Origin of the sequence: Candidatus Binatus sp. (assembly GCF_036567905.1) — a bacterium.
Lineage (GTDB): Bacteria > Desulfobacterota > Binatia > Binatales > Binataceae > Binatus.
Genome location: NZ_DATCTO010000038.1, coordinates 38,252 through 64,141, shown reverse-complemented (window position 1 = coordinate 64,141; position 25,890 = coordinate 38,252). Strand labels below are relative to the sequence as shown.

Here is a 25,890-nt window from a genome sequence, read left to right as displayed (position 1 = left end):
TTACGTTTGCCATCTACGCACTTCCGATGCTGGTCGAGCAGAGGGTTCCCTGTTGAGGTCGCGCGATTGTTTTCGCACAACGTCGTCACCGGGTCGAAACCAGACCGATCCTTTGAGCAACTTCGTCATTCCCCCGCCCTTAGTATGGAGTCGTACTGTAGCGCGCTTTTGGGTGCTTTGAAAGCCGCAAGCAGACGCGGAAACACCGTCAGTACTTATCGGGCATTTCACTCACTAGCGCATTTCGCTTCGCTCTAATGCGGGTTCGCTCGCGCGACACGCCTACGGCGGCTGACCGCATTACGGGCCTTCGATGCGCCGGAACGCTGTTGGACAATTGCTGACGGTCTCAAGGGCCGCACGCCGTGCCGCCTGTTTCCTGCCCGCCGTTTGTCGGTTGCCGTGCCGGGGTGCTATTTCACGGGTATGAGCCTCTGCCGCGCTGCTGCGCTCGGGCTGGTCGTCCTCGCTGTATCTCGGTTAGCGCTGACGGGCGTGGCAACTGCTCAAATTTCTATTACGCCGCCCGCTTCGCAGCGGCGCATCGCGCTGGCCATCCCCAAATTCACGGTCGACCAGCAGGGCAATCTGGTAGCACCAGATGATAAGCCGACCGTGGCTCCTGCCGCTTCCGGACAAAGCACGCTTGAAATTCCCCAGGTGCCAAAAGAGTTTGAAGGATGCTGGGAAGGCACAGTCTCCGAGCCCGATTCCTGGCAGGTTTTGGACGGTCTGCGGTTCGGAGGTTGGATACCGAGGACATTTCGCCTCTGCTTCCGAAGAACGGGCGACGGACCGTTCACAATCACCTTTCACGACTCCAAGCTGGATACCGGATACGCGTCGGAACGCGGCTACAAGGTCAGCAACTACGACGAGCAAACCGAAGTTGTTTCCACGGACGGTAAGAATCAGATCTTATTGCACAGCGTGTCCAAAATGGACGAGCGCATTAGGATTAGGATCTTGAGGTTCATCCCGGGGCCGACCGTGACCGTGACGATTGCCAAAACCTCTGATAACCGCTGCGTGCTAGTTGACGAGGGTGAGACCATGAACGTCGAATCGTCAGCAGTAGACCGATGCAGCGGCTCACCGTCTCATGGCTGTAACGGCCAGCCTTGGATCCAATCGACTTGGCACGCTCAATTCCACCGGACGACAAACACCAGCCCATAGACATAGCTGTGTAGTGCCGCCGCCGCGCAGAGGATTATAAATGCCGAGGGTGGGACTTGAACCCGCGCGTGGTTGTCCACGGAGGATTTTGAGTCGCGGGAACATCGCGGACGTGATCGGTCGCGAACCAATAGGTCGCGATGTATCCCGTCAGTAATGCGATGAAGCTCGTTTCCTCGAGCGCACGCGCCAGCGATGGGAAGATGAGCTGGAACTCGGTCGGCGGCGGTATCAGAAAGCGGTTGAAGACGCGGAGCGAAACCGCGCTGAGAACATAGCTCAACGCCGCCATCCAGACGGCCCGCGGGCTTGACCGCCCATCCGCCGCGGACGCGACCATTTGCACGAACGGAATAGCCAGTAACACCAGGTAGTGATGCCATCCGACCGGCGATAACATGATCGAGGTCGCGATCCACAGTGAGTAAATTCTCCAGTCGGGATCGCGGCGGTTCGCCTTGGCCAGCGTCGCGCGAATAGTCATTCCAAGTACTACTATGTCCGCAACAGCGATGCCGGCGCGTCTGATCCAATCGGTCGATGAGCCGGACGCGGTACCAGTCAATGCCCAGAACGTCCGCGATACGAATGGTCCGAGCGAAAGATTATCCACCCGGTTCACTACTGAATAGTCAGTGAGCCACAATGCACCGTAAATAAAGCTGAGAGATTGCGTTAAACCCAGAACCGCGACAGTTACGAATACTCCTGCCGCGATTCCAGCCGTCGCGAACGCAACCGCCCGCCATTTTCGACGAACGACAAAATAGCCGACGAGCAGAAGCGGGTACGCCCGCAACAGCCCGCTCGATGCGATCAGCAAACCGGCGGCGCCGTCGCGCTCGCGCTCCATCGCGCGCATCGCGCCTGCCATCAGAGCCAGGACTATCAGCTGCGATTGTCCCCAGTAAAAATTCAAATTCACCGGCGCCGACATCAGAATCAGTCCCGCCAGCAACCATGCCGTGCGCCCGGAAAGCCCGCGTCGATGCGCAAGCAACAGGTACATCGCGATTGCCAATGCCGAAAAGTTGATCGCGCTCCAGATCCAGAATGCGCCCCGCGGCCGCAACCGGGTGAGAGGTTCGAAGCAAAGTAGAAACGCCGGCGTTTCGGAGGCGTGAAGCAGTCCGCCGGTCTCAAGGCCGAGCTGGGCGCCGATCGGCGTCAAATCCGTGGAATATGGATCGATTCCATGCCGGAGCGCCCAAGCCGACTCGTAATAGTTCGAGAAGTCGCGGCGGTGCCACTGCCCGGGCATTTTTGTCAAAGTGCCCGTCAACATCAGGAGCGCGCAGAGCCATACTACGGCCAGGATCGCAGGCTGACGCATCGCCGCCGCGAGTCGTTCGCTGTTCACGGTCAAGTATGGGCAAACCACAACCTGCGAGACTACAGAGACGCTCGGCCGTCGCCTTCTCGCCTGCCATCGGCCCCTAATCGCGCTGCAAAGGGCCGCGGCACAAGGATTCAACCATCCTGCGCGCCCCAGTCTGTCGAGCCGCCCCGCGCCGGCGTCAGCGCCGCAGCTTGGCTTTCGGGAGCAGCGGTTTTTTCGCGCCGATGATTTGTAAGCCCGAGCCAGGCGGGTGCGTGACGGGCCTGATGCGTCTCTTCGGCGATGACGTTACGATAGCGCAACCGTCGCACAGCTCAACAAACCCGCCGCATGATGAACAGCGATCTTCAGTCGCCGTGTCGCCGCTCGTTACTTTCATGGTCCTATGTTTCTCCAAGAGAAATTCTATCTCTAGACATTAGCATAGTTCCAGAGTCAGCTTTTCGCTTCCCAGGTCTTTGCGGCTATGAACTCGTCGGTCGCCTTGTCGCACAGACCACACCGGCCGCGAGACAACAAAACCGCTCAGCCACCGCATTATCTGGAGAACTCAAAATCGGTTTGAGTCAAAACCGCAAATCAATGTCGCCAAGGGACCCAACCGTCGGGGAGAATTCTGGTGCCGAGAGCGGGACTTGAACCCGCACGTGGTTGCCCACGGAGGATTTTGAGTCCTCTGCGTCTGCCATTCCGCCACCTCGGCACTCGAAGAAGCCGCAGACTCAAGCCGAGTCATCTTAAGCAAAGCTGGGGCCGCCGGCAATGGCGACTGGATAGCGCCCACCCGTGCATCGATCGCGACCCCACGATTTGATCATCTATCCAACCCCCAGGGACTGCGCGACGCGATGACCGGGATAGCCAATCGATGGCGACTGGCGCACTACGATGACGGTCATAAGTTAGTATTACCATGAATACTAAGTACGATTCTCATTTATATTGTACGAATGTTTGCTTGGTATAGTACGAGGAGCGCACTATATATTCATGGAAGCAGTTGGCGTTCGCATTTCCGCGCCTGTCGCGGTTTCACGACCGTATGTCACAACCGCTGGCCTAAGGCATGCTCTCGGCGACTGTTTGCTCGGCGTATCGTTCCTGCTCGCGACGCTGCCGGCCGCGCGCGAACTCAGCTTCAGCCTGGCGGGAGCCGCAAACGTGGTATGGCTGACGGGCGCCGCGATCATGGCCGTCATGTCGTTCGCGCGATTTGTCCCGCGCACCTCGGCGGTAAATCTGCGCACGCTCGCCGCATCCGGCGGCATGCTGTTCCTCCCGTGTTTCATGCGTCCGGCAAACCTGTCGATCGGCGCGCTCGCGACGACCGGGCTTATTTTCGAGTTGTTCGGCGTGGTGCTGACCCAGGTCGCGCGCGTCTATATGGGCCGCAGCTTCGGTATATTGCCGGCGAACCGTGGAATTGTGTTGAAGGGGCCGTTTCGATGGGTTCGTCATCCCATATATTTCGGATGGCTGATACTTTCGATTGGCTATGCGATGTCCTATCCGAGCGGCCGCAACATTATGCTGATCGCGACGACGCTTCCCTTTATGGTCTGGCGAATCAATCAGGAAGAAGTACATTTGAGCGCGGACCCCGAGTACCGTCGCTACATGGATCGGGTGCGCTACCGTTTGTGGCCCGGGGTGGTTTGAGCGCGGTTTGATCCCGGGGGCTGGCGCGGTCTGCCTATTCCTGCAAGTAGCGAGCTTCGGTGCGGCCGCGGCCGCGGGTACCCATCAGGTAGATTCCACCTGCCAGTGGAGTCGAAAGAATCATCCCGAACGCGAGTCCGCCGATCACCGCGATCGCCAACGGCTGCTGAACCTTGGCGCCTGCGCCGAAGCCGAGCGCAAGCGGGAACAGGCCCGCAGCGGTGGCGAGCGTGGTCATGATGATCGGGCGCAGCCTCACGGTCGCCGCATCGAACAGCGCCGCGCCTGGTTGTGCGCCAGCGCCGACCTCACGCTCGGCATGGTCGAGCAGCAGGATGCCGTTCTTTGCGGTGATTCCCGCGACCATGATGATTCCCATGAACGATGAGATGTTCAGCGTCATGCCGGTCACGGCGAGCGCGATGAAGCTGCCGGCAAGACACGACATCGCGGCGACCAGGCATGCGATCGCGGGCGCAAGTCGCGCGAACTCCCAGACCAGAATCAGGAACATCATGATCGTCCCCGCCACCAGCACCAGCGCGAGCTCGCGAAACGCCTGCTGTTGCTGAGCGTACAGGCCGCCGTATTCGAGCGATACTCCCGCCGCCAGCGGCATCGCGGCCAGGCTCTGCTTGACCTCTTTGACCGCGGTGCCCAGGTCGATACCCTCCAGCCGCGCCGTGACATGCACGACGGGACGCTGGCGCTCGCGCGCGATTTCGCCGGTCTTGCCAAGAAAGTTGATCTTGGTGACCGACGCGAGCGGGACGCGCGCATTCGTGCTCGACTTGAGAATCACCTGCGACAGAGTTCCGAGATCCTCGTGAAATGAGTCCGGGTACCGCACGCGTACGCCGACCAGCCGATCGCCCGACAGCACGTTGGTGGCAATCGTCCCTTGAATCACCGAACTGAGCGCGGCGCGAATATCATCGGCGCTCAGTCCGTAATGCGCCGCCGAAGTGTTATCGACCACGACTGCCTGCTCCGGGATGCTCAGCACGATTCCATCGAAGACGTCCACCAGGCCATGGATCGAGCGCATCCGGTCCGCCACTTGCCGCGCGGTCGCCTCGATCGTTTTCTGATCGGCGCCAAAGACTTTGACCTCGATCGGTTGCGGCGTGCCTGACAGGTCGCCGATCAGATCCTGGAGCATCTGCGAGAATTCGATATGCACGCCGGGAACGGAGGCGAGCACTTGGTCACGGACCGAATTGATAATCTCGTCGATTCCGCGCGCGCGGTTGGTCTTGAGGCGGACCGAAAAGTCGCCGGTGTTCGACTCGCTTAGCTGGAAGCCAAGCTGGGTGCCGGTGCGGCGCGAAAATGCCGCGACCTCGGGCGTTGCGCGCAGGGTTTGCTGGATCCGGCCTAGCATCGCCTGCGTGTCGGCGAGCGTGCTCTCGGGCGGGGTGATGTAGTCGAGGATAAAGGCGCCTTCGTCGAGCGGCGGCAGATAGTCCGTGCCGATACTGTTGTAAACGAAGTACGCAACGAGCATGGAAGCGATCGCACCAGGAATTGCCAGCGCAGGAATGCGGATGAAGGGCCGGATCGCCGTCAGAAATGCCGCCTGAACGCCGCGATAGATTCGCCCCGCTTCGCGCGCGCGCCCGCGAAACCGCGCAACCGCCAGTTCCATCGCAGGCGTGAAGTAGATCGCGAGCACCAGCGAAATGGCCAGTCCCCCGCCGAGCGTCGCGGCCAGCGAGCGGAAGAAAACCCCGGTTATGCCCGAAATAAAAACCAGCGGCCCGAATACAACGATCACCGTCATGGTCGAGGCGAACAGCGGCCGCCCCAAGCGCTTGAGCGCTTCTCCCACCGCGCTGCCGGCGGACTGGCCGGCCGCGAGTTCGCGATGAATCGCTTCGATCATCACGATTGCGTCGTCGATGAAGAGTCCGATCCCCGCCGCCAGTCCGCCCAGCGTCATCATGTTGAAAGTCAGTCCCGCAACCTTCATTACGATGAACGTGATCGCAATCGTGCATGGCACCACGACTGCCGCGACCAGCGCGCTCAGCGGACTCATCGTGAATCCCAGCACCACCAGCACCGCCAGCACGAGTCCGAGTACGATCGCATCGCGCACGCTGTTGAATGATTCAGTGACCAGCTCGGACTGATCGTACGAGATCGAGAACTTTACGTCGGGATAGCGATGGCGAAACTCGTCGAGCATCTGCCGCGCCTCGGCCGCGATCTGGACCGTGTTACCGCTCGGCCGCCGCGAGATTCCCACCAGCACCGCCGCTCCATTCTCGGACGCGGCCCGGATGTAGTCTTCCTGAATTCCAAGTTCGACCGAACCTACGTCGCTGACGCGTACCGGTTGACCGCCGGTCGCCATGAGCGGCACCGCGGCAATCTGGCCGGCTTGATGCAGGTCGGTCGTCACCACCGTCAGCAGCATCCGGTGCGATTCGTTCATCCGGCCCGCCGACGCGATCACGTTGTTCTTCGCCAGCCCCGCGACGACGTCGCCCGGCGACATGTCATGCTGCAGCATCCGCGCCGGATCGAGCCGCACCACGAATTCGCGATACTTGCCGCCGACTACGCTGACCCGGTAGGTGCCGTCGATTCGATGCAGGCTCGGAACGAGGTCATAGTTTGCGATGTCGGTCAGTTCGGGCAGGCTGCGAAGCTTTGAACTCAGACTGAGATCGACGATCGGAAAGGTGCCGGTTGTCAGCAGTATCGCATCGACCGCCGTATCGCTCGGCAGTTGCGCGCGCGTGTGCGCGACCGCGGCGCTCAGCATCTGGAAGCTGATTTGCGGGTCGACGTCTTCGCCGAACGTGACGTCTATCTCGGCGCTGCCGCGCGTCGTCGTCGATCGAACCAGCGTGACCCCGACCACGCTATAGGCGGTTTCCTCGAGCGGCCGGGTGACCGACGCGAGCATCTGTTCCGCCGGCAGATCGCCGCTGTCGGCGAGAATTGTCGCGCGCCGAAACGTGATCTCCGGGAATACCGCGCTCGGAATTGTTCCCGCCAGTATGATTCCGAGCACGCTGGCCGCCAGCACCGACAGCACTGCGAGGGTCGAGTTGCTGCGCTTCATTGATTTCCCTGCGCGACGCGAACGGCAAGGCCGTCGGACAGCGCATAGCCGCCCGAAGTCACGACCAGGTCCCCCGCTTTGATTCCGGCGGTCGCCTGGACCAAGTCGCGATCGCGAAGCCCGACCTTTATGTCCGTGCGATGCGCGCGCCCGTCGGCACCGATTACAAACACGTGGTAGCGATCCGCGCCCTGATCCTGGAATAGCGCGGCGGCCGGAACTACGATTGCGTCCGGCGCATCCGCAATCTCGACCCGCACCTCAACCGGCGCGCCCGCCTCCGCGATGCGTTCCGGGCCGGTGAAATCCGTCCGCACCGACGCGCTCGCGCTGGCCGCGTCGAAATTCGGCAGGATCGCCGCGACGCGCGCGGCAAACTCAACCCCGGGACGAAACGGAGTCGTCACCGTTGCGGCCATCCCGGGCCTCACCAATGAGAGCTGGTTCACCGGCACCGACGTATCAACATAGAGGCTCGCCGGATCGATCAGATCGACCAGCGTATCGAGGTCGGCAACCATTTGGCCGCTGGTGACCGGCGGTTGTGAGACAATCCCGGACTCCGGCGCAACCACCGCGATCCCGGCGCTGCGATGGTAGCGTCCGACCGACGCACTCAGCGCCGCAGCGTCGTGCGGATCGATCTTGCGCGCGACCTCGAGCCCGGCCTCCGCCGCTTCCATCTCGCGATTGACAACCTGCGCAACGATCTGGCCCTTGCGCACCGAATCGCCGCTGGCGAGTTTCATTCCCATCACGCGCCCCGCGGTGGGCGCACGTATGATCACGTGGCGCATCGCGACCGTCTTTCCGAGCAGCCGAAGCTCGCTGGTCATCGGATGGACTTCGGCCCTGGCCGCGCTCACCAACAGGACGGGATTGGGCTGCGCCGCGCCTTCGCTGTCGCCTTTCTTTGCGCCGCCGCATCCTGCAATCAACGCGCTGGCGATCGCCGCCGCGAAGATCGTCCTTGCGCAACTGTGCCAACCCGCGCGCTTCATCATTCGATACGGCCGAAAACCAGGTTGGTCTCCGCTACCGCCTCGCGCGCGTTGAATTCCTGGGCGTGGCGCTGGAGCCGCAATTGCTCGGCCTGCTGATAGGCATCCAGCACCTCGAGCATCGTCGCGGTCCCGCCGCCCATAAAGCGCGTCCACGTCAGTGCGAAGTTGTCGTCCGCCGTCGGCTGCGCGCGCGACAGGAGATCGAGCTGCCGCTGCGCCTGGTCGTAGCGAATCGACGCGTCTGCCATTTGCCGCTTCAGCAGGTACTCGGCCTGCCGCGCCTGCGCTGTCGCCGAATGCTCTTTCGCCTTCGCCTGATCGATGTGCGATGAGATCAAGCCGCCATCGAACACCGGGATCGACACCACGCCGTCGTAAGAGCCGCCAAAGTTGTGCGAGATCGTCGGACGCGGATCGACACCGAGAAATCCGGTTGTGAAGGCGACCTGGAACGTCGGCAGACGCTCGGCCTTCGCCGCCTCGATTTGCGAGCTCGCCGACGCGATCTCGCGGTTCGCCGCCTGCATCACGGGGCATTGCGCGAGATCGCCCGACGGTTTCGGCGGAAATCCGCTGATGCCCGCGAGGTCGAGGTCGGCCTGATTGGGCTCGCCAATCAAAATGCCCAGCGCCGCCGTCGCGCGCTGGCTATTGCCGCGTGCGGCGTCGAGCGCAAGCTCGGCGCTGTCGCGCGCGGTGCGGAACTTCAGCACGTCATTGGTGATTACGCGCCCGCTTTTTTCGAGCTGCTCGATCGTAGTGACGTAGCGAGTCAGCCGTTCGAGGCTGGCCTGCAAATCCCGTTGCTCTCCGCGCGCGCGCAGTAGATCGAAGTAGGCGATCGAAGTATCGAAGACAATTTGCGCCCTTGCCACTGTCACCCCCAGCCGCGAGGCTTCGCTCATATACTCGGCCGCGCGAAGCCGCGCCTGGCGCCGTCCCCCGTCCCACGCCGTGTAATCGAGCGTCAGCTGACCGCTGGAAAGTCCGCGGTTGGTGATGACCTGATCGTAACCCGGCGCCTGGTAGTACTCTGCTCCCGCCCGGACGGTCGGAAACAGCGGAGCGCGCTGCCCGCGCACGTCCGCGGCGCTCATATCGCTCGCCGCAGCGGCGACGTCCACCGAAGGCGCCAGACGCAGCGCCCGATCGATCGCGTCGGATAGAGTAATGGTCGCGGCGGTGGCCACCGAAGCCCAGGTCAGGATCGCGGCAGCGAGCACCGCCGCAGATAGGTTGCGGCAAGTTTGCTCCATTCACGAAAGAGTAACAGCGGCTTGCCAAGCGGCCAAGTTAATGGACGTTAAGCTGAAATTGAGAAGCGGCGACTAGCGCAGCGGCGCGGTCGCCCGGTTCGGATCGTCGCGGTAAAGCGCCAGCGTCACGACGAACGCGCATCCGCCGGTGGGAAGATTCGCGGCTGCGATCTCGCCGCCATGCGCCCGCACAATTTCCCGGCACAGGCTCAAGCCCAGGCCGCTGCCTTCGCCGGGCGACCCTGCGCCACGAAAAAATCGATCGAAAATATGCGGCAGTTCCGCCGGATGGATCCCCTCCCCGCTGTCGACGACGCGGATAATCGCCCGATTCGAATCGCTCCTCAGCCCGACTTCGATCGATCCCTGGGCCGGCGTGAACTTCAGGGAGTTGTCGAGCAGATTGACGACCAGGCGGCGCAGATGCGCCGCGTTGCCATTGACGAAAACGTCCTCGGGCGCGTTGACCGAAAGCTTTATCTCGCGCGCCTGCGCCAGCGGTCCGACCGTCGCCGCTATCTCGCTCAGCAGCGCGCGAAGATTCAGCCGCTGCCGATCGACCATTACTTCGCCGTTGAGCCGCGACAGCATCAGCAGTTCGTCGGCAATCCTGCACAGCGACAGCGCCTCGCGATGCGCCGCCCCAAGTGCGGCGCGATTTTCCTCGGCCGAGCGTTCGCGCGCGAGCGCTACTTCCAGCCCCGTGCGCAGCACCGCCAGCGGCGTCCGCAGTTCATGCGCGGCGTCGGACGCGAAACGGCGCTCAGTAGCCGACGCGCGTTCCAGGCGCTCCAGCAGCGCGTTGATGACTTCCGTGAGCCGAGCGACTTCGTCGGCCACCGGCGGGACTGTCAGCCGCGAGCCCAGATTGGCCGGCCCAATCGCGTCGAGCTCCGCCGTCACCGATTCAATCGGCCGCAGCGCCCGGCCCGCCAGCAAGTATCCTCCACCGACGCAAAGCAGCAGCACGATCGGCACCATCAGCAGCAGCAGGTTGCGAAGGCTGTCAACCGATTCCTGAACCAGGCCCGCCTGCACCCCGCTTTGCAGGTACGCGAGCTCGCCGTCGTACATCATCGGAACGACCGCGAACCTGGAGGCGCGGTTGCCGACAATCGCCGGGTGGGTGGGGAGTGTCGGATCGAACGGCGGCGGAATCGTGTGGATGTTGCCGTAGTTTCCAAGCTCGCCATGCGCGGTGACGATTCGTACGCGCCGGCCGGGCCCGATATCCGTTTCCAGACTCAGGTGCTGCAGGATTCCAAGGGCGCTCGAGGCGCCGCTGCGCTGGATTTGATCGGCGGTGGTTTGGGCCTCTTCCAGTAGCGCCGCGTCCAGCGCGCTCCATTGCTGACGCGCGAATAGTTTTACCGCGGCGATCGCCGCGACCAGCAGGATCGCCGCCAGCACCGCGGCCCAGTAAATGGTTAGCCTGAGTCTGATCGTCATTGGCGGCCGCCGCGCGGCAACGGCAACGCGCGGCGTCATTCCGCGCGCATCGTGTATCCGACTCCGCGCACGGTGACTATCAGCGAACGATCGGCGCGCGGATCGATCTTCTGGCGCAGCCGATTGACGAATACTTCGATCAGGTTGGTCAGCGAGTTGTAATTTGAATCCCAAACCGTCTCCGCGATCATGCCGCGCGTCACCACCTGCCCGGCGTTTCGCATCAGCAATTCGAGCAGCATCTTTTCCTTCGGCGACAGGTTCAGATTGTGCTCGCCGATTTTCGCCCGCCGCTTGACGGTGTCGAATTCCAGCTCGCCGACTTTGAGAACCGCCGATAGCGGCGCCCGCGGACGCCGCGCCAGCGCCTTGATTCTCGCCACCAGCTCGGCAAACGCGAACGGTTTGGTCAGATAGTCGTCGCCGCCGCTGTCGAGTCCGGCCACGCGTTCTTCGAGCAATCCGCGCGCGGTCAGGATCAACACCGGCGTCTGGTTGCCCGCCGCGCGGATCTCGCGCAGCAGTTCCAGTCCGCTTTTCCCCGGCAGCCCAAGGTCCAGGATGATCAGATCGAGCGCGCCGCCTGCGATTATCGGTCCCGCCGCCTCGGCACTCCCGGCGATTTCGACCGTGAAGCCTTCCTCGACCAGTCCCTGCTTGACCGCGTTGGCCAGCCGGGCCTCGTCCTCGATCAGCGCAATGCGCAGCGCGTTCATACCCTCCGATGCTGGCACGGCGGCGCGTCCAAAAAAAGCGATGCCCCCACCCCGTCGGACCGCCTAATCGTTGCCCCATCCGCCGCCGCTTGAGCTAACATCGCGCTGGCGCCGGCGCGGCGACTATCGAATCGGGACAGGATGCCCATGGAAGACAAAACAGTTCTCTACGAGAAGCACGACCGCATCGCCAGGGTCATCCTCAACCGCCCGCGCTATCGCAACGCCCAGTCGCGGCGATTGCTCGAGGAAATGGACCACGCCTTCGCCACCGCCAACGCCGACGACGACGTCCGTGTCATCATTCTCTCCGGCGCCGGCGATAATTTCTGCTCCGGCCACGACCTTGGCACGCCCGAAGAAAAAGAGGACCAGCAGCGCCGCCCGTTTCCCAAGGGCGTGCGCGGCGAGTACGCCCGCTCGCGCCAGCTGTTCCTCGACAACGCGCTGCGATGGCGCGATCTCGACAAGCCCACCATCGCGCAGGTGCAGGGCCTGTGCATCTTCGGCGGATGGATATTGGCGGCCGCGATGGATCTCGTCGTTGCTTCCGACGACGCCAAGTTTCTGCCCGCGCTCTTGCAGTACTTCTCGATCCCGTGGGATATGCCCCCGCGCAAGGCCAAGGAAATCCTCTTCCAGAGCCGCTTCGTCGACGCCGACGAGGCCTGCCGCCTCGGCTTCGTCAATATGGTCGTGCCGCGCGCCGAGCTCGAGGCCGAAACGATGGCGCTCGCGAATCGAATCGCCGAGAGCGACCGCTTCACGCTGCGCATGGTCAAGTGGGCGGTCAATTCTGCGCAGGACGCGATGGGCTTCAGCACCGCGATTCGCAACGCTCATTCGCATCACATGGTGCTCGGCATCGACGGTCTAATCGCCAGGCTGGAAGGCAAAGAGCTTCCCAAGCGGATGCCCGGGGTCGATCAGGCGCTCAAGAAAGTGAAAAAATAGACCGCGCAGATCGCTGCTCGCGCTCAATTAACGGCGAGCTGCGTTCGATTTGCGACTTTAGAGTCCCCACAAGACCACTTCCGCACGAACTGCTTTGGCCTTGGTTTCCAAAAGTCGTCACAATTGAAGTGTGACGACTTCTACTCGAACACTTAGCTACGCAATCGTCGTGGCATTCCTTTTTGTCGCGCTCACAGCGACCGGCTCCAGCCCATCTCTTTTGTCCGACGCAAGTCCAACTGCCGCGCCTGCTCCTTCGTCGGACCCAAAACCGCCCCCTGCCGCGGCGATCTCCGCCGAGCCGATCGCGACGCTCGCGCCGATTGCGCATCGGATCGCAGGGGGAGAGTTCGATTTCATCGTCGCCGAGGGCAACTCCTTTACAAGTATCGGTTCGCGATTCGGTGAGAGCCCCAGGATATTGGCCCGCGACAACGGCAAGCAGGTTACAGACCAGCTGCATGCCGGCGACACGATTCATATCGACGATCGTCATATCGTCCCCGTCGAAGCATCCGATTTGATCGAGATCAACCTGCCGCAGCGGATGCTCTTTCATTTCGAGAGCGGCCGGGTGAGCGGGGCGTATCCGATCGCGATCGGGCAACCGGGGGTGCAGTGGCGGACGCCGATCGGCGCTTTCAAGGTGATCCAGATGCGCGAAGATCCGGCCTGGCGCGTGCCGGCGTCGATTCAGCGGGAAGAGGAAGAACAGGGCAGGGAGGTCATTGACGAGATCGAGCCCGGACCCGACAATCCGCTCGGCAAATACTGGATCGGGCTGAGTTTCCCGGTGATCGGGATTCATGGCACCAATCATCCCATCAGCGTTTACAGCTACCGAACCCATGGATGCGTCCGGTTGCACCCCAACGATATCGAAGCGCTGTTCAACGCCGTCGATCTGAATGATCGCGGCGAAATCTTCTACTTGCCTGTGATGCTGGCGCGGCTGGACGACGGGCGGATTTTCCTCGAGAGCGAGAGGGACATTTACCGCAAGGGCACCGGCGGAATCGACGCGGTGCGTGCTCTTGCGCAGGCCGGTGGGATTGATAGCCTGATTAACTGGTTCCGTGCCGGAGAAGTAGTAACCGACCAGGAAGGAATCGCGCGCGACGTGACGCTCAAGTCCGAACGCGCAGGGGGAACGCCAGCAGATCCGATCGCGGCGACGACAAGTGAGCGAGCACGCACAGTCGCAATCCGGGCATCGCGCGGACTTATCGCGGCGGCGCTTCCTCCGCATTAGCGCGATTGCCGCTGCGCAACTGGTTGTGCCTGCGCTCGCGATGGCGCGCACCACCGTCGCGCTTCGGCGCCGTTCGCTCAAGTTCTACAATCTGCACACCGGCGAAAGTCTGAGCACCACTTACTGGCAGGACGGTCACTACGTTCCCGGCGAGCTCGATCGCGTCAACTACATCCTGCGCGATTTCCGCGCCAACGAAGTAAAGCCGATCGATCCCGCGCTCCTCGATCTGTTGGTGCAAATCCAGCACCGGCTGAGCACCGCCGAGCCGTTCCAGGTGATCTCCGGATACCGCTCGCCCGTGACCAATGCGATGCTCCATGCGCATAGCGAGGGCGTCGCCGTCCACAGCCTCCATCTCGAAGGCAAGGCGATCGATATTACCGTGCCGGGACGGAGCCTCGCGCAGCTTCGCGGCGCCGCGTTGGCGCAGCAGGCCGGCGGCGTCGGCTACTATCCGCACAGCGGATTCGTTCACGTCGATACCGGCCGCGTCCGCTTCTGGTAGCCCGCGCGCGCCGCCCCTTCGCATTCAATACGCGGCGTCGAGAATCGCGATCAACTGCTCGAGCGTCACCTCGGCGCCGACCGTGTTTGCCCGCTTCACCTCTTCGAGCACCGTTCCCGCGATTCGCGAAATTTCCTCGCGCGGCACCCCCACGTCCCGCAGCCGCGTCGGCACCTCGAACTTGCCGATGAACTTCGCCGCACGATCGGCGCATTCCACCGCCGCCGAGCGTGGACTGCGCGCGTCGAAGCGCACGCCGAATCCTTCCGCGATCGGCCCAAAGCGATCTGCGGCGACCCCGGCCATGAAGCGCATTACATGCGGTAGCGTGATGCATGACGTGACGCCGTGCGGGACGTTCCAGAACGGTCCGATCTGATGTCCCAGCGCGTGCGAGATTCCGCTGCGAGTGTTCGTCATGCCGAAAATCGAGAGCCACGCGGCAAGCTGGCATTGCACGCGATGCTCGAGCTCATCGTCGCCATGCGTTTGCAGCGACGGCAACAGATGCTCCGTCAGCAGCGAGATCGCGCGCGCCGCGAGCGTGTCGGTGACAATCTGATGGCGCGTCGAGTACGAACCCTCGACCGCGTGATCGAGCGCGCGCATCCCGGTCGAGGCCCACAGCCATGCCGGCGTTTCGACCGTCAGCGCCGGATCGAGGATGACCACCTTGGCCTGCAGGCGCGGGTCGGCAACCCCGCCTTTCACCCTGGTCGATTCGTCAGTGACACCGCCCCCCGGCGTGAACTCGCCGGCCGACAACGTGGTCGGCATCGCGATATGCAGAATCTCGCGTGCATCCGCCGTCTCGGTTGCCGCCGCGCTGAAATCGACGACGCGCGAGCCGGCGCGACCGCCCATCAACTGCCACGCCGCGTTCTTCACGGTGTCGATCGGGCTGCCACCGCCGAAACTGACCATCGCGTCGGCGCCGACGCGGCGCGCCTCTGCCACCAGTTCCGTGACCGTATGCGACGGCACATGCTGAGCGGCGCCGGCGAACACGCCCGCAATCGCGGGACCGGCCGCATTCTTGATCTTGTCGAGCAGTTTCGAGCGGCCGAGCGTCTTGCCGGTCACGATGAGCGCTCGCTTCGCTCCGCGGCGCGACAATTCGCGCCCGAGTGATTCGGCCTTGCCGACGCCGAAGACAACCGTCTCGAGTCGCGTGAAATGGTACTCGCCAGCGGTTTTGTCCAATTTTTTTCTCCTGACGAAAAATAAATTCGCTTGGCCCCGAGAATCATATTCCGGCGCTTATCGCTACGGAAAACAAGCCAGAATCATATTTTGGTGCTTGTCACTACCGAAAACACGGGTTCCACTGCTTGCAGCGCCGATCGAACAGGGCAACACTCATGCGGCTACCTTCGATTGGTAACTCCCGCGTTTGATCGCTTTTACAGGGACAGGTGAAATATTGAATCTACGACACACTGCCGTCGCGCTCGCGCTTGTGGGCTGGTATTTGATGGCGCCGCCGCAAACCAGGACCTGGTGGATCGGCCCGCAACGCTCTGATGTTGCCGCCCCGCTTAGCAGGTGGACGAATGAGCAGTCGTTCGAAAAGGCGGATCTATGTGAGGCGGCTCGGCTGGCTGGCCAGCAGAATGCTGGAGATGCCGCAATCGGCTCGGGTTCCGCCGTATGCGTTGCCACCGACGACCCGCGCCTCAAGGGCATTTAGTATCTGAGGCACGACACAAAAAAGTGAGCAGGCCGGTTTTTGTGATCGCGAGGCGAAGTTGAACTGCCGGAGCGATTATTTCGCCCCGGCGGCTTCGTCATCGAAATCGGTATAGCACGGCTGCGTGCCCGTGCCCCTGAGGCTCACGTCGTGCCGACTCGCCGAATCTTGCGAAATGCCGACGGCCAGCATCGCATCGCGCGTACCAATCGCGAAACCTTCTTTTGAGGTGGCACTTTTCCTTGAGAAGACGCTCTTGCTCGTCGAAGTGGATGTCCACGGCGGCGCATCCGATCGCCAATCCGGCAACCATCATAGTCGCGGCTAAAGCACTCGCTATCATGGCCTACGCCTCTAATCGCGTCGCGCCTAGAGCGCCGGCGGCGCCGAAGTTCGCGTGCGCGCCGCAGCGTCGCTTTCCTGCGTACTTGTTCATATGCTCCTCCTCTATGCTTGACGAGGAAATCATCCAGTACGACTTAAAGCGCGCTAATCCCTCCTAATACCACCAGTACCTGATATTAAGACAATCTTATGCGCATAGACCGCGCCATGCAAACCACATTCCCGTCTCCGACCGAGAACGCCTTGGTCGATTCGTGCGACGAGCGCAGTGAGGGTTTAGTTGGCGGTCGAGGCGCCCGGATTTGAACCGGCGACTATGCGCGCCGCAGCGGGAGCGCGCTAGGGCTTGATTATCACTATCGTGCCGTGAGCGAATCGGAATGAGGCTCTGGGCGTTGGCCCTATTTGGCAGCGCGAGGCGATGGGGGGCAGGTGATTTTGCGACCAGGATAGCGGCAGGTGAGGGTGCCTCCTTCGTCGCCGTTCGTGAGCAGGATCCTAGCGCCACGCGGTTCACGAATCACGCCTGCGAGCTGCGGGAACCCAGTCTCGTCAGACGGAGACAGCGTGGTTTTCGCAACGAGGCACCATTTGCCCGCGGCAAGTTTCCATACGGCTAGTTCGCGGGCGGAGGGTCCCCATATCGAGTCATTCCTGGTGTCGAGTACCGCGACGATTTCCTTAAAACCGTCGCCGCCGACCTGAGCGATCTGCGCATAAATCACGTAGGGTGGCCTTTCCCAATCCGGCCACCACACACGGTAGGTGGTGCCGGTCCATCGGAGAATCGCAGCGCCCTGCGCGGCGGTGCGGTCGCGGCCGCGGGCCGGAATGAAAATCTCCGCATTGCCGTCGTGGTCGAGGTCCTCGAAGACGGGCTCGCCTTCGAGAAAATAGTAGTCGCTGATCGGTTCGAGGGAGTGTTTGTGCAGGTCGAGATAGAAAAGGCATTCGCCCGACGAGCCACCGCATCGCGTTTGGAAGACCGCTTTACGAGGAGATTCATCGAGAAACCATGCGCCGGGAGCGTAGCCTTCGGTCGGCGCGCTCAAGGTCAGGTAACGCTGATAACCGCCGCCGGAATAGCGATACACGAGCAGAGCGATCGCATCGCAGCCTGTCTTTTCGCCGGGCCGATAAGGGGTTTGATTGTAAGGCGCAAGACAGTCCGGGGCGTTATACTGAGGCCAGTAATCGACGAAAACTTGTGGGACGCCGTCGCCGAGTAGATTGAAAACTCCATCGAAGTTGGCAGTGCGACTATCGCCAATAATTTTGGCGTCCGAAGCGGGAAGAGTCCCAAGAGAAGTACATTGCGAATGATCGTTTGCCTCGATTGCGCAGACGGTACCGTCACGCAGTATCACGGCCGGTTGCGACCCGACGCCGCTCGCCTTTCGGACTACATCGGTGACGCTGAAGGTCCGCAACGTACCCGCGTTCGCGCCAACGAATGAGCATCCGATAAACGCGAGTATGATCAGTAGCCGCGCCGTGATCACTTCCGCCCGCATCTCTCCTTCCCGCCTTCAGGGCTTGATTATCACTATCGTGCCGTCGGGAAGCAGCCGCTTCAGCTCTTCGACATCTTCGTCGTCCACCGAGATGCATCCCGTGGTCCAGTTGATATTGCCCTGGTTCAGTTCCGGTTCGTCGGTGCCATGGATTCCGATTCTGCCGCCCACGCCAAGCGGATGGCCGTCTTCGTTCGGCACCGCGCCGCCGTCGCGCAGTTCCTCGTAGCGGCGCCGGTCAAGCAGGTTTGGATAGTTCAGCGTCAGGAACCAATCCCAGCGCCGGCTCGGATGCTTCCCGACGATTGTGTAAACGCCTTCGGGCGTGCGCCGGTCTCCCTCCCACAGCTTCGTGCCGGGCTCGAAGCTGCGCCCGAACACGGCGTGGTAGTTCTTAAACATCCGGCCTTTGTAATAGACGATGAGCTGGTGGCGCCTTTTGAAAATATTCACCGACCAGCTGACCGGGTCCATGAAAGTTATGTCGCGCGTCGCTTTGAAGAGAAGTTGACCCGGAGTCGGCACGCGACCGGTTCGGACCCCGTCGATTTTCACCTGCGCGGCAGGAGTTGGCGTCGCGGTCGGCGTCGGCGTGAGAGTGGCCCAAGGATCGGGCGGCTCCGGCGTCGGCATCCCCGGATCGACATATTTCACCACGGTCGGATCGTAGGGCGGAGGCGGTGGCATCGTGCCCGCTTTCTCCGCATCGCCGGCGGTGATCGGCGTATCTTGCAACATGAGCGCCGCCGAGGATTCGGCGCGCACGGGCTCGGCCGCACACATCGCCACCATGGTCGCGGCAACCAATACGGCGGCGATCGATCCAACAGTCCGGCCCATCAACTCCAGCAAAGCTCCAGCATCGCGGTCACATTCTCTATTTTGGGAACGCTTGGTGTGTAGATCAATCGCCAAGCCGGGTCAATCTGCCGCGCTATCCGCTTTGACGGTCGGCAAAATCGTCTGATAGCATCCGCCCGCGGAGAGATTTGGATGGCGATCGAAAAGAACGAGCTGCGGCGCGTGATGGGTCATTTCGCGACCGGTGTTACCGTGGTCACGTCGCGTCGCAGCTCGGGCGAGCTGCACGGCCTGACGGCCAACGCGTTTACCTCGGTCTCGCTGGTTCCTCCGCTGGCCCTGGTTTGCGTGGACAAGAAGGCCGAGAGCTATCCCTGCTTCGAGGAGAGCAAAATCTTTACCGTCAATGTACTGGCCTCCGACCAGGAAGCGTTGTCGCGCAAGTTTGCGGTCAGCGGCGGCAACAAATTCGAAGGCGTCAGTCACAAAATTGGCGCCAACGGCGCCCCGATCCTCGACGGCGCGCTCGCTTATCTCGAGTGCAAAGTGACCAACGCGATCGATGGCGGCGACCATACGATTTACATCGCCGAGGTCGAGCAGGCCGAAACGCCCCGCGAGGGCAAGCCGCTGCTGTTTTTCCGCGGCGGATACCGTGAGCTCGGCGACTAGATCGCCCATCCCAACGTGAGCTCCCCGGCCCGAATCCCCGCAATCAGCGTTTTCCTGCCGTCGCATAACGAGGAAGGCAACGTCGAGCGCGTCGTGCGCTCATACCTGGCCGAATTGCCGCGCGTCGCAGACGACTTCGAGATAATCGTGGTTGACGACGGCAGTCGCGATCGCACCGGCGAAATCGCCGAGCGCCTAGCCGCGGAGGATACGCACGTCAAGCTCGTACGCCACCAGGTCAACCAAGGCTACGGCGGTGCGGTGATCTCCGGAATTCGGGCCGCGACCAAGCAGTACGTGCTGCTATGCGACGGCGACGGGCAGTTCGATCCTTCAGATCTCGAGCGTTTGACCGCGTTTGTCCCCCAATACGACGTCGTTGCCGGGCACCGAGTGCGCCGTGCCGACCCTCTGATTCGCAGAATCAACGGCAAGGCGTGGACCCTGCTGGTTCGGGTGCTACTCGGCATCACGATCAGCGATATCGATTGCGGCTTCAAATTGTTCAAGCGCGAGAAGCTCGAGGGGATGGATTTGCGCGCGCATGGCGCGATGATCTCGACTGAGCTGATGGCGCGGCTGGCCGGCCGTAATGCGAAGGTAATAGAAGTGGACGTGAAGCATCTGCCCCGGCTGACGGGCGAGCAGTCGGGCGCCAATCTCAAAGTGGTCGCGCGGGCATTTAAGGAGCTAATCGCGCTCTATCGAGAGCTCAGGGCCGAGCGCCGGGCGCGCGGTTAGGGGGCGGGGGCGACCGTGAAGGGATACCAGCGCAGACGCAAAGCGGATAGACGATAGACCGATTGCGTCATCGCGGAGCGTCCTCCCGGCGAAATTCCCTTGTAGTTCCACGGAGATCTTGCCGTCACGCCGATGGCACGGGTATAGCAATACCCTTAATAGTCACTTTGCGGTCCATTAAGGGCCGCCCAGATCAAGGAGATCCAAGAGTATGAAGCGCACCCTTTCAGTTCTTTCCGCAGCTTTCTTCGCCGCCGCGTTGGCGATGCCGGCTTTCGCCCAGGATGCCCCGGCTGCAGCTCCCGCGGCCGAGGCGAGCGCGGCAGCCCCGGCCAAGGTAGCATCGGCGGCCAAGCGTAAACATCGTCGCCACAAGAAGGCGACGGCCGTAGGCGAGGCAGCTGGCTCAAAAGCTGGCGCCGAGGCAGGAGCAGCGGCAGGAGAAAAGGCCGGTGCAGCGGCTGGTGGCGCGGCGGCTCCCGCTCCCGCTACTCCGTAATTTCGCTCAGGCTTGATAGCCACGAGGGCGGCTGCATTGGCAGCCGCCCTCGTTCGATTCGCTTAAGGTCTATCGATCCACCCAGGATCGGGGGGCAAAGATGGCTTCGCCCCCGGCGTCCGGCCAGCCGCGTGAACCCGGATTTATCCGGTCCGCGGCTGGCACGACGCCTTTTTTTTCCGCTCGCGGCGTTAAAAACACACTGCGCGTTTTTTTGTAGCGAAAATTCCTGCTAACATCAGATTTCTTCCTGCGGGGACGCGGGAGATAGTAAGTTGTTGAGTTGTCGCCGTTCGAGCATTTGTCTTTTGGTTCTGATTGCGCTGGTGCTCCAGTCGCCGGTCAGCGCGCGGGCCAGCGCTAAAAGCAGTTCTTACGACGAGCAAGTTTGCGATCCGCTGGCGGATTACTTTCTGGGTATGGAAGATTACCCTGAGGCAATCCGCCGTCATCGCATCGTGATCAGCGACGATCCCACCAACGCGCTCGCGCATTACCATCTGGGTTTCGCCTACGGCGTCGTCGGACAGCATCGCCAGGAACTCGCCGAGTATCAGAAGGCGATCGGCCTTGGCCTCGATGACTGGCAGTTGTTCCTGAACCTCGGCCTGCTCTACCTCGAAAACGGGCAGACTCGCGACGCGACTCAAGTGCTGCGGCTGGCGGCGCTGCTCGGACCGGAACGGCCCGAGACCCATTTCAACCTCGCGCTGGCATACGAGCGGCGCGGCGCGCTCGCACAAGCCGAGCAGGAAGCGCTACTGTCGCTACGAATTGATCCGAGTCAACCGGACGCGCGCAACACCCTGGCCGCAATCTACGCCGAGGAAGGCAACTACGTCAGGGCGAGCCAGGAATGGAACGAACTGGTTGGTGAGATTCCCGATTACGCGCCGGCGCGGACCAACCTCGCGATTCTGCAACACGTCAAGAGCAGCGGCTCGAAGGGCGCGCCCGAATCAAGCGGTTTCATCCGCATTCCTTGAACGGGACGAATCGGATTTCGACAGGAGACAAACCGGTGGTGGAATTGGGCAGGTGGAGGCGGGCAATCGTTAATTTAAAATCTGCGGTCTTGTTTGGCTCGGCAATGATGTTGAGCGCGGCCGTCGTGTTCGCGGCGTCGCCCGCGGGCGCGACCGCGCAATCGCGCCGGCATAAGGCGGTCCGGTCGAAGCGGACGGCAAGAGCGACGGGAGCCCCGCTCTACAAGGGTGCGCTGCTCGAGGATGCCGACAGCGGCCGCGTGCTGATGGCGTACAACGCCGACATGGAATGGCCGCCGGCCTCGATGGCCAAGATGATGCTCCTGCTGGTCACGCAGGAGCAGATCAACGCCGGTCGTTTCAAGTACGATGACCTGGTCAGAATTTCCGAACGCTCCGCGCATACCGGCGGCTCGCGCATCGGCCTCAAGCAGGGCGACGTCTATCCGCTGCGCGAGTTGATGAAAGCGGCGCTGGTCAAATCGGCCAATGACGCCGCGGTCGCAGTCGCCGAAAAGATCGGCGGATCGGTCGAGGCGATGGTCCGCATGATGAACGAGCGGGCGCAGGAACTCGGGATGACGCATACGCAGTATCGGACCGTCGATGGACTGCCGCCGCGTCCGGCCCATGATGCGGATCGCACCGACGCCTACGACCTGGCCACGGTCGGTCGCGCGATCATCCGCGAGACCAGTCTGCTGAGCTGGTCGAGCCAGCAGAAGATCGATTTCGACAACGGCGTCTGCATGCTGAACAATACCAATCATCTGATCGGGCATTTCGAAGGATGCGACGGGCTCAAGACCGGATTCACGTTTCAGGCGGGGTTCAACGTCACGAGCACGGCCAAGCGCGGCGGCATGCGGCTGATCGCGGTGATTCTCGGCGCCCCGTCGAATCAGCAACGCTTTGCGCAGGCGGCGAAAGTGATGGAGTGGGGCTTCGAGCAATTCACCTCGGTGCCGCTGCTCAAGTCCGGCCAGCCGCTTCCGGTCCAGGTGCAGGTCAGTTCGGGCCCGCTGATTCAACCGGTCGCGGCGAGCGATCTCAAAGTTGTGGTGCCGAAGGCCGATGCCTCGGCGGTCACGCTCGTGTACGATGTACCGCCGGCAATCGATGGGCCGGTCGTGACGGGAGAACCGCTCGGACGAGTGATCGTGCAGAACCAGGGGCAGGCGATGACCGAAGTGATGGCGATAAGCCCGGTAGCGTTCGCCGCCCCGCAGACCGGACCGGGCGAGGCGTACAACGCATCGGCGCCGCCGTCGTATAATCCGAACCAGGAGAACCAATGAAGGTAGCCTCGAAGCAGCGAAATCGGCGCAATCGCAAACTTGCGCGCAAGAAGAAGAGCGATCCGCATCAGGCGAAGTCACGGCTGCGCAAGATGCGCCGCACGCGCATTCGCGGCAAGTAGTTCGCGCGCGCGTCGCGATCTGTTTTCGATGGGCGGCCCTTACCGGGTCGCCCGTTCGTTTGTGACGCGACGGAAAACCCGCGACTATCGTCGGTGTCTCGGCAATCGAGCCGGTGCTGGTTCAGTTTCTCGATCCGAAGACTGCGACGGGCCTGATTCTGACTGATCGAAAAGAGCTGAGGAGAGCAATTCACACCATCGGTAGTGGTTTTGGGACGGCTGCGCTCTATGGCTAGCTTTGTTCCGTCAAAAATAATTTTTGCCAGACGCAGGGGTCGCCCGATTTCGGGCGAGGCGAGTGAGTACGGGACATCCTGGCGGTTGACCATAGCGTACGCATAGCACGCTGCATCAGCCGGGGTCAGGCTGAACTAATTCATCCCCATTGACAGCCGTAGGTTTGTTTATGGCGGCGGAATGTTTCCGGGCGCAGGCTGCACTCTCACCTACCTCGCTACGCTCGGCCTCCTCTCCCGTGAAAGAAGGCGATTATGCCGACCTTGACTAGCAACGGGTGCTGGGTCTATGCTCTGCCCTATGGCAGACGAAAAAGACAAAGAGAAAACCGAAGCGGTCGGGGAGTTTTTGAGAGCGTTCACGGAACGGAACGCAGACATTCGCAAGTTCTTGGACAGCTACGCCACTGCGGGGGAACAAACCCGCAAGTGGGCCGAAGATCTGACGAAGCACGCCGCATCCAAAGTGAACGCCCTGAACGCCGCGACGTTGGGGGTGGGAAAACAGGTTGCCGAGATCGCGGAATGGATGAAATCGCTGGACGAAGTGCTGCGGTTAACGAAGGAAGGAAAACTTGGGGCGTATTCCGACGATACGCCGGTCCCAGAATTGATGGAAAGGATGAGGCGGTTAAAGGAAGCGCAAAAGACCGCCCTCGAAACTGGTCAAGTAGATTTAGCGGCGGCCAACGAATGGCTTATAAGCCGCTGGCCAGCACATCGACCCTGCCCGCTCTGCAATCACGAAGAGTGGGCAATCGGCCCTTCTTTCACTCAAATTCCGACAAGTACCCCCGGATTGCAAAAACCGCCACGAATCAACCCGTGCGTCGCCGTCGTATGCGGTCACTGCGGCAATACGATTCTTCTGAATGCCATAATCATGGGTCTTCTTCAGAGCGAGGGCTAAGCAGATGCAAACAGAAGAATCTGCCCCGATCGCGCCTGTTGGAGAGAAGCCACTCACAATACGTAACGACCTCACCCTGGTTCCGCCGAGCGGCGATATGACACGGCAGGTTGTGATCTATCGCAATACTTGGGTGCGGCTGATCGGCGAACTCGATCAATGCAAACTCTACGGCGCCGGAGTGCTCTCGAATCTCGCCAGTGGCGCGTTTGGAATTTTGTTGTCCGCAGGCATTCAAACAAAGCTTGCCTACGACCCAAAACAGCCGTCGCTTTGGGTTCCGTGGGTAATAGTCGCCGCATGCTCTTTCTTTGCGTGTGGGGTGTTCGCGTACTGTGCCCACTATGTCCGTAAGCGCGAAAATGCGTCCCTTCAATCCGTGATTGCTGAGATGGAAGAACATCGCGAACGTTGGGGCTGAAAATGTACAAGCAAAAGATCATTCATTTTTTCTGCCGTCCCTGCGGCGAGTATCACCTAAAAACGCACCCGCACTATGCGGCGCAGAAACGCAGAGCCGCGAAGCGGCGCGCGCTCAAAGCTTCTGCCGCCAATCAGGTGTAGCACCGTGCTCTCGGAAACAAATCCAATTGCGTCGGCTTTCTGGCTGGCGACCGCTGAAGCGCCCGCCAGTCAGGTCGCTTCAGCATCCTGCTATCGCCTTCCCGAAAATGTCGCTTTCCTTGCGATTGTTGAACCGAAACGAAAACTCATTCAAATACAGCGGCAGATATTTCTTGCTGACGTTGTGGTACGTGCCGACGATCCCGCGCTTCAACAGCGACCAAAACGATTCGATATTGTTCGTATGGACTTCGCCGCGAACATATTCTCCTTGGCCGTGGCGAATCGTCTGATGGGGGTAGCCCTGCCAGCGATCCAAATACTGGTAACCGCTATGTTCATCGGTCGCGACCAGCGACACTTTCTGACTAACCGCTTCGGCCACAAATCGGCTCATAGTGGGCATGTCGGCGTTCTCGATCATTTTGCAGACCACGTTGCCCTTGCGCGCGATAGCGCCAATGACGGGAGTTTTATCCCACCCGCCAGTCTTGTGATGCTTCTTATTGGCGTGCCGGTTACGGTCACTTCCGCCGATATAGGTTTCGTCAACCTCGACGATGCCCATCAGTTGGCGAAAATCCGGATCGGCCAATCCGGCGCGAAGCCGATGGCAAATAAACCATGCGGTGCGATACGAACCGGACCCGATCATCCGATGGATTTGAAGTGCGCTGATTCCCTTTTTGCTGGTCAGCATCAAGTAGAGAACCTTGAACCAGATCAACAACTTGTAATTCGTGTTCTCGAAAACCGTATTGACGGTGACCGAGAACCTGTAAGGAGCGCGCGGAGTCTTCCCGCATTTGGTGCACTGCCAATGAAAGGGCCGCGCCTTGCTCGCGTAAACCTTTTCATTTCCGCAACGTGGGCAACGGACGCCCTTCGGCCAGCGTTGATCGCGGAGATACGCCTTGCAGGAATCCTCATCAGGAAACATGCGGTCGAATCCCCCAAGGGTCAACTGTTTTACGATCAGCTTCGGTTCGTGTTCTGCCTGATTGTTCTTGCGCATGAATCAAATATAGCGCATCCCACCATGATAGTCAAGGGGTGCATAATCGCCTGAAATAACGGGCGAGGTAAGAAGCCGAAGTTGTTGGCAATCGAACGGCGCGAA

At 61.4% G+C, this 25,890-nt stretch carries 23 protein-coding genes and 1 tRNA gene; 13 read left to right on the top strand and 11 right to left on the bottom strand.

The genetic code is table 11. The features are described from left to right. Positions 1–426: 426 nt before the first annotated feature. A complete protein-coding gene (locus VIO10_RS06160; RefSeq protein WP_331960951.1) occupies positions 427–1,179 on the top strand; it encodes a hypothetical protein in 753 nt (250 codons plus the stop codon). A gap of 34 nt (positions 1,180–1,213) precedes the next feature. On the opposite strand, the gene VIO10_RS06155 is transcribed toward VIO10_RS06160, so the two are convergent. Continuing rightward, positions 1,214–2,539: a glycosyltransferase family 87 protein gene (locus VIO10_RS06155; protein WP_331960948.1), complete on the bottom strand. Its 1,326-nt coding sequence runs from the start codon at positions 2,537–2,539 to the stop codon at positions 1,214–1,216. Between the two features lie 596 nt (positions 2,540–3,135). Continuing rightward, positions 3,136–3,221 (bottom strand) — tRNA-Leu (locus VIO10_RS06150). A 380-nt stretch (positions 3,222–3,601) separates the two neighbouring features. Between VIO10_RS06150 and VIO10_RS06145 the strand changes: the two genes are divergently transcribed. Next, a complete protein-coding gene (locus tag VIO10_RS06145) occupies positions 3,602–4,177 on the top strand; it encodes a methyltransferase family protein (protein WP_331960945.1) in 576 nt (191 codons plus the stop codon). 34 nt (positions 4,178–4,211) lie between these two features. Here VIO10_RS06145 and VIO10_RS06140 read toward each other — a convergent pair whose 3' ends face one another. The 5 genes from VIO10_RS06140 to VIO10_RS06120 form a co-directional block, all read right to left on the bottom strand. After that, the gene (locus VIO10_RS06140; RefSeq protein ID WP_331960942.1) at positions 4,212–7,253 is read right to left on the bottom strand and encodes an efflux RND transporter permease subunit; all 3,042 of its coding nucleotides are present in this window, start codon (positions 7,251–7,253) and stop codon (positions 4,212–4,214) included. After that, complete coding sequence (locus VIO10_RS06135; RefSeq protein WP_331960939.1) at positions 7,250–8,257, bottom strand: efflux RND transporter periplasmic adaptor subunit; 1,008 nt, start codon at positions 8,255–8,257, stop codon at positions 7,250–7,252. Before VIO10_RS06135 ends, VIO10_RS06140 begins: the two co-directional genes overlap by 4 nt. Then, a complete protein-coding gene (locus VIO10_RS06130) occupies positions 8,254–9,513 on the bottom strand; it encodes a TolC family protein (RefSeq protein ID WP_331960936.1) in 1,260 nt (419 codons plus the stop codon). The genes VIO10_RS06135 and VIO10_RS06130 overlap by 4 nt, the downstream gene beginning before the upstream one ends. 72 nt (positions 9,514–9,585) lie before the next feature. Beyond that, a complete protein-coding gene (locus VIO10_RS06125; RefSeq protein WP_331960933.1) occupies positions 9,586–10,962 on the bottom strand; it encodes a HAMP domain-containing sensor histidine kinase in 1,377 nt (458 codons plus the stop codon). 35 nt (positions 10,963–10,997) lie between these two features. After that, positions 10,998–11,678 (bottom strand): response regulator transcription factor, encoded by a 681-nt coding sequence (locus VIO10_RS06120; RefSeq protein WP_331960930.1) that lies wholly within the window; start codon positions 11,676–11,678, stop codon positions 10,998–11,000. Positions 11,679–11,825: 147 nt separating this feature from the next. Between VIO10_RS06120 and VIO10_RS06115 the strand changes: the two genes are divergently transcribed. From VIO10_RS06115 to VIO10_RS06105, 3 genes are all read left to right on the top strand, one after another. Continuing rightward, complete coding sequence (locus VIO10_RS06115) at positions 11,826–12,632, top strand: enoyl-CoA hydratase-related protein (RefSeq protein ID WP_331960927.1); 807 nt, start codon at positions 11,826–11,828, stop codon at positions 12,630–12,632. A gap of 169 nt (positions 12,633–12,801) precedes the next feature. Continuing rightward, positions 12,802–13,884 (top strand): L,D-transpeptidase, encoded by a 1,083-nt coding sequence (locus VIO10_RS06110; RefSeq protein WP_331960924.1) that lies wholly within the window; start codon positions 12,802–12,804, stop codon positions 13,882–13,884. Positions 13,885–13,924: 40 nt separating this feature from the next. Beyond that, positions 13,925–14,392: a DUF882 domain-containing protein gene (locus VIO10_RS06105; protein ID WP_331960921.1), complete on the top strand. Its 468-nt coding sequence runs from the start codon at positions 13,925–13,927 to the stop codon at positions 14,390–14,392. Positions 14,393–14,416: 24 nt separating this feature from the next. Here VIO10_RS06105 and VIO10_RS06100 read toward each other — a convergent pair whose 3' ends face one another. Next, a complete protein-coding gene (locus tag VIO10_RS06100) occupies positions 14,417–15,595 on the bottom strand; it encodes an iron-containing alcohol dehydrogenase (protein WP_331960918.1) in 1,179 nt (392 codons plus the stop codon). 662 nt (positions 15,596–16,257) lie between these two features. Here VIO10_RS06100 and VIO10_RS06095 point away from each other — a divergent pair. Then, positions 16,258–16,410: a hypothetical protein gene (locus tag VIO10_RS06095; protein WP_331960915.1), complete on the top strand. Its 153-nt coding sequence runs from the start codon at positions 16,258–16,260 to the stop codon at positions 16,408–16,410. A gap of 418 nt (positions 16,411–16,828) precedes the next feature. Here VIO10_RS06095 and VIO10_RS06090 read toward each other — a convergent pair whose 3' ends face one another. Both VIO10_RS06090 and VIO10_RS06085 read right to left on the bottom strand, forming a co-directional pair. Next, positions 16,829–17,929, bottom strand: a complete 1,101-nt coding sequence (locus tag VIO10_RS06090; protein WP_331960912.1) for a hypothetical protein — start codon at positions 17,927–17,929, stop codon at positions 16,829–16,831. A 27-nt stretch (positions 17,930–17,956) separates the two neighbouring features. Then, positions 17,957–18,781 (bottom strand): L,D-transpeptidase, encoded by an 825-nt coding sequence (locus VIO10_RS06085; RefSeq protein WP_331960909.1) that lies wholly within the window; start codon positions 18,779–18,781, stop codon positions 17,957–17,959. A 153-nt stretch (positions 18,782–18,934) separates the two neighbouring features. On the opposite strand from VIO10_RS06085, the gene VIO10_RS06080 reads away from it, so the two are divergent. The 7 genes from VIO10_RS06080 to VIO10_RS06050 all read left to right on the top strand — a co-directional run bounded on the left by VIO10_RS06080 (position 18,935) and on the right by VIO10_RS06050 (position 24,627). Next, a complete protein-coding gene (locus tag VIO10_RS06080; protein WP_331960906.1) occupies positions 18,935–19,414 on the top strand; it encodes a flavin reductase family protein in 480 nt (159 codons plus the stop codon). 15 nt (positions 19,415–19,429) lie between these two features. Next, positions 19,430–20,155 (top strand): glycosyltransferase family 2 protein, encoded by a 726-nt coding sequence (locus VIO10_RS06075; protein ID WP_331960903.1) that lies wholly within the window; start codon positions 19,430–19,432, stop codon positions 20,153–20,155. Between the two features lie 918 nt (positions 20,156–21,073). Further along, entirely contained in the window at positions 21,074–21,640 is a 567-nt protein-coding gene (locus tag VIO10_RS06070; protein ID WP_331960900.1) for a tetratricopeptide repeat protein, read from the top strand. 89 nt (positions 21,641–21,729) lie between these two features. Continuing rightward, complete coding sequence (locus VIO10_RS06065; protein WP_331960897.1) at positions 21,730–22,938, top strand: D-alanyl-D-alanine carboxypeptidase family protein; 1,209 nt, start codon at positions 21,730–21,732, stop codon at positions 22,936–22,938. Beyond that, positions 22,935–23,060: a hypothetical protein gene (locus VIO10_RS06060; RefSeq protein WP_331960894.1), complete on the top strand. Its 126-nt coding sequence runs from the start codon at positions 22,935–22,937 to the stop codon at positions 23,058–23,060. Before VIO10_RS06065 ends, VIO10_RS06060 begins: the two co-directional genes overlap by 4 nt. Positions 23,061–23,597: 537 nt before the next feature. Then, complete coding sequence (locus tag VIO10_RS06055) at positions 23,598–24,206, top strand: hypothetical protein (RefSeq protein ID WP_331960891.1); 609 nt, start codon at positions 23,598–23,600, stop codon at positions 24,204–24,206. A gap of 4 nt (positions 24,207–24,210) precedes the next feature. After that, positions 24,211–24,627, top strand: a complete 417-nt coding sequence (locus VIO10_RS06050) for a hypothetical protein (RefSeq protein WP_331960888.1) — start codon at positions 24,211–24,213, stop codon at positions 24,625–24,627. Positions 24,628–24,849: 222 nt separating this feature from the next. Here VIO10_RS06050 and VIO10_RS06045 read toward each other — a convergent pair whose 3' ends face one another. Further along, entirely contained in the window at positions 24,850–25,710 is an 861-nt protein-coding gene (locus tag VIO10_RS06045; protein ID WP_331960885.1) for an IS1595 family transposase, read from the bottom strand. Positions 25,711–25,890 lie beyond the last annotated feature (180 nt).

Bases quoted from the DNA above. Each gene is read 5' to 3' on its own strand.
- VIO10_RS06115 (WP_331960927.1), top strand. From the start codon at position 11,826: ATGGAAGACAAAACAGTTCTCTACGAGAAGCACGACCGCATCGCCAGG.
- VIO10_RS06045 (WP_331960885.1), bottom strand. From the start codon at position 25,710: ATGTTTCCTGATGAGGATTCCTGCAAGGCGTATCTCCGCGATCAACGC.
- VIO10_RS06140 (WP_331960942.1), bottom strand. From the start codon at position 7,253: ATGAAGCGCAGCAACTCGACCCTCGCAGTGCTGTCGGTGCTGGCGGCC.
- VIO10_RS06060 (WP_331960894.1), top strand. From the start codon at position 22,935: ATGAAGGTAGCCTCGAAGCAGCGAAATCGGCGCAATCGCAAACTTGCG.
- VIO10_RS06105 (WP_331960921.1), top strand. From the start codon at position 13,925: ATGGCGCGCACCACCGTCGCGCTTCGGCGCCGTTCGCTCAAGTTCTAC.
- VIO10_RS06095 (WP_331960915.1), top strand. From the start codon at position 16,258: ATGCCGACGGCCAGCATCGCATCGCGCGTACCAATCGCGAAACCTTCT.
- VIO10_RS06050 (WP_331960888.1), top strand. From the start codon at position 24,211: ATGCAAACAGAAGAATCTGCCCCGATCGCGCCTGTTGGAGAGAAGCCA.
- VIO10_RS06055 (WP_331960891.1), top strand. From the start codon at position 23,598: ATGGCAGACGAAAAAGACAAAGAGAAAACCGAAGCGGTCGGGGAGTTT.
- VIO10_RS06160 (WP_331960951.1), top strand. From the start codon at position 427: ATGAGCCTCTGCCGCGCTGCTGCGCTCGGGCTGGTCGTCCTCGCTGTA.
- VIO10_RS06070 (WP_331960900.1), top strand. From the start codon at position 21,074: ATGGAAGATTACCCTGAGGCAATCCGCCGTCATCGCATCGTGATCAGC.
- VIO10_RS06130 (WP_331960936.1), bottom strand. From the start codon at position 9,513: ATGGAGCAAACTTGCCGCAACCTATCTGCGGCGGTGCTCGCTGCCGCG.
- VIO10_RS06085 (WP_331960909.1), bottom strand. From the start codon at position 18,781: ATGGGCCGGACTGTTGGATCGATCGCCGCCGTATTGGTTGCCGCGACC.
- VIO10_RS06080 (WP_331960906.1), top strand. From the start codon at position 18,935: ATGGCGATCGAAAAGAACGAGCTGCGGCGCGTGATGGGTCATTTCGCG.
- VIO10_RS06125 (WP_331960933.1), bottom strand. From the start codon at position 10,962: ATGACGATCAGACTCAGGCTAACCATTTACTGGGCCGCGGTGCTGGCG.
- VIO10_RS06135 (WP_331960939.1), bottom strand. From the start codon at position 8,257: ATGATGAAGCGCGCGGGTTGGCACAGTTGCGCAAGGACGATCTTCGCG.
- VIO10_RS06120 (WP_331960930.1), bottom strand. From the start codon at position 11,678: ATGAACGCGCTGCGCATTGCGCTGATCGAGGACGAGGCCCGGCTGGCC.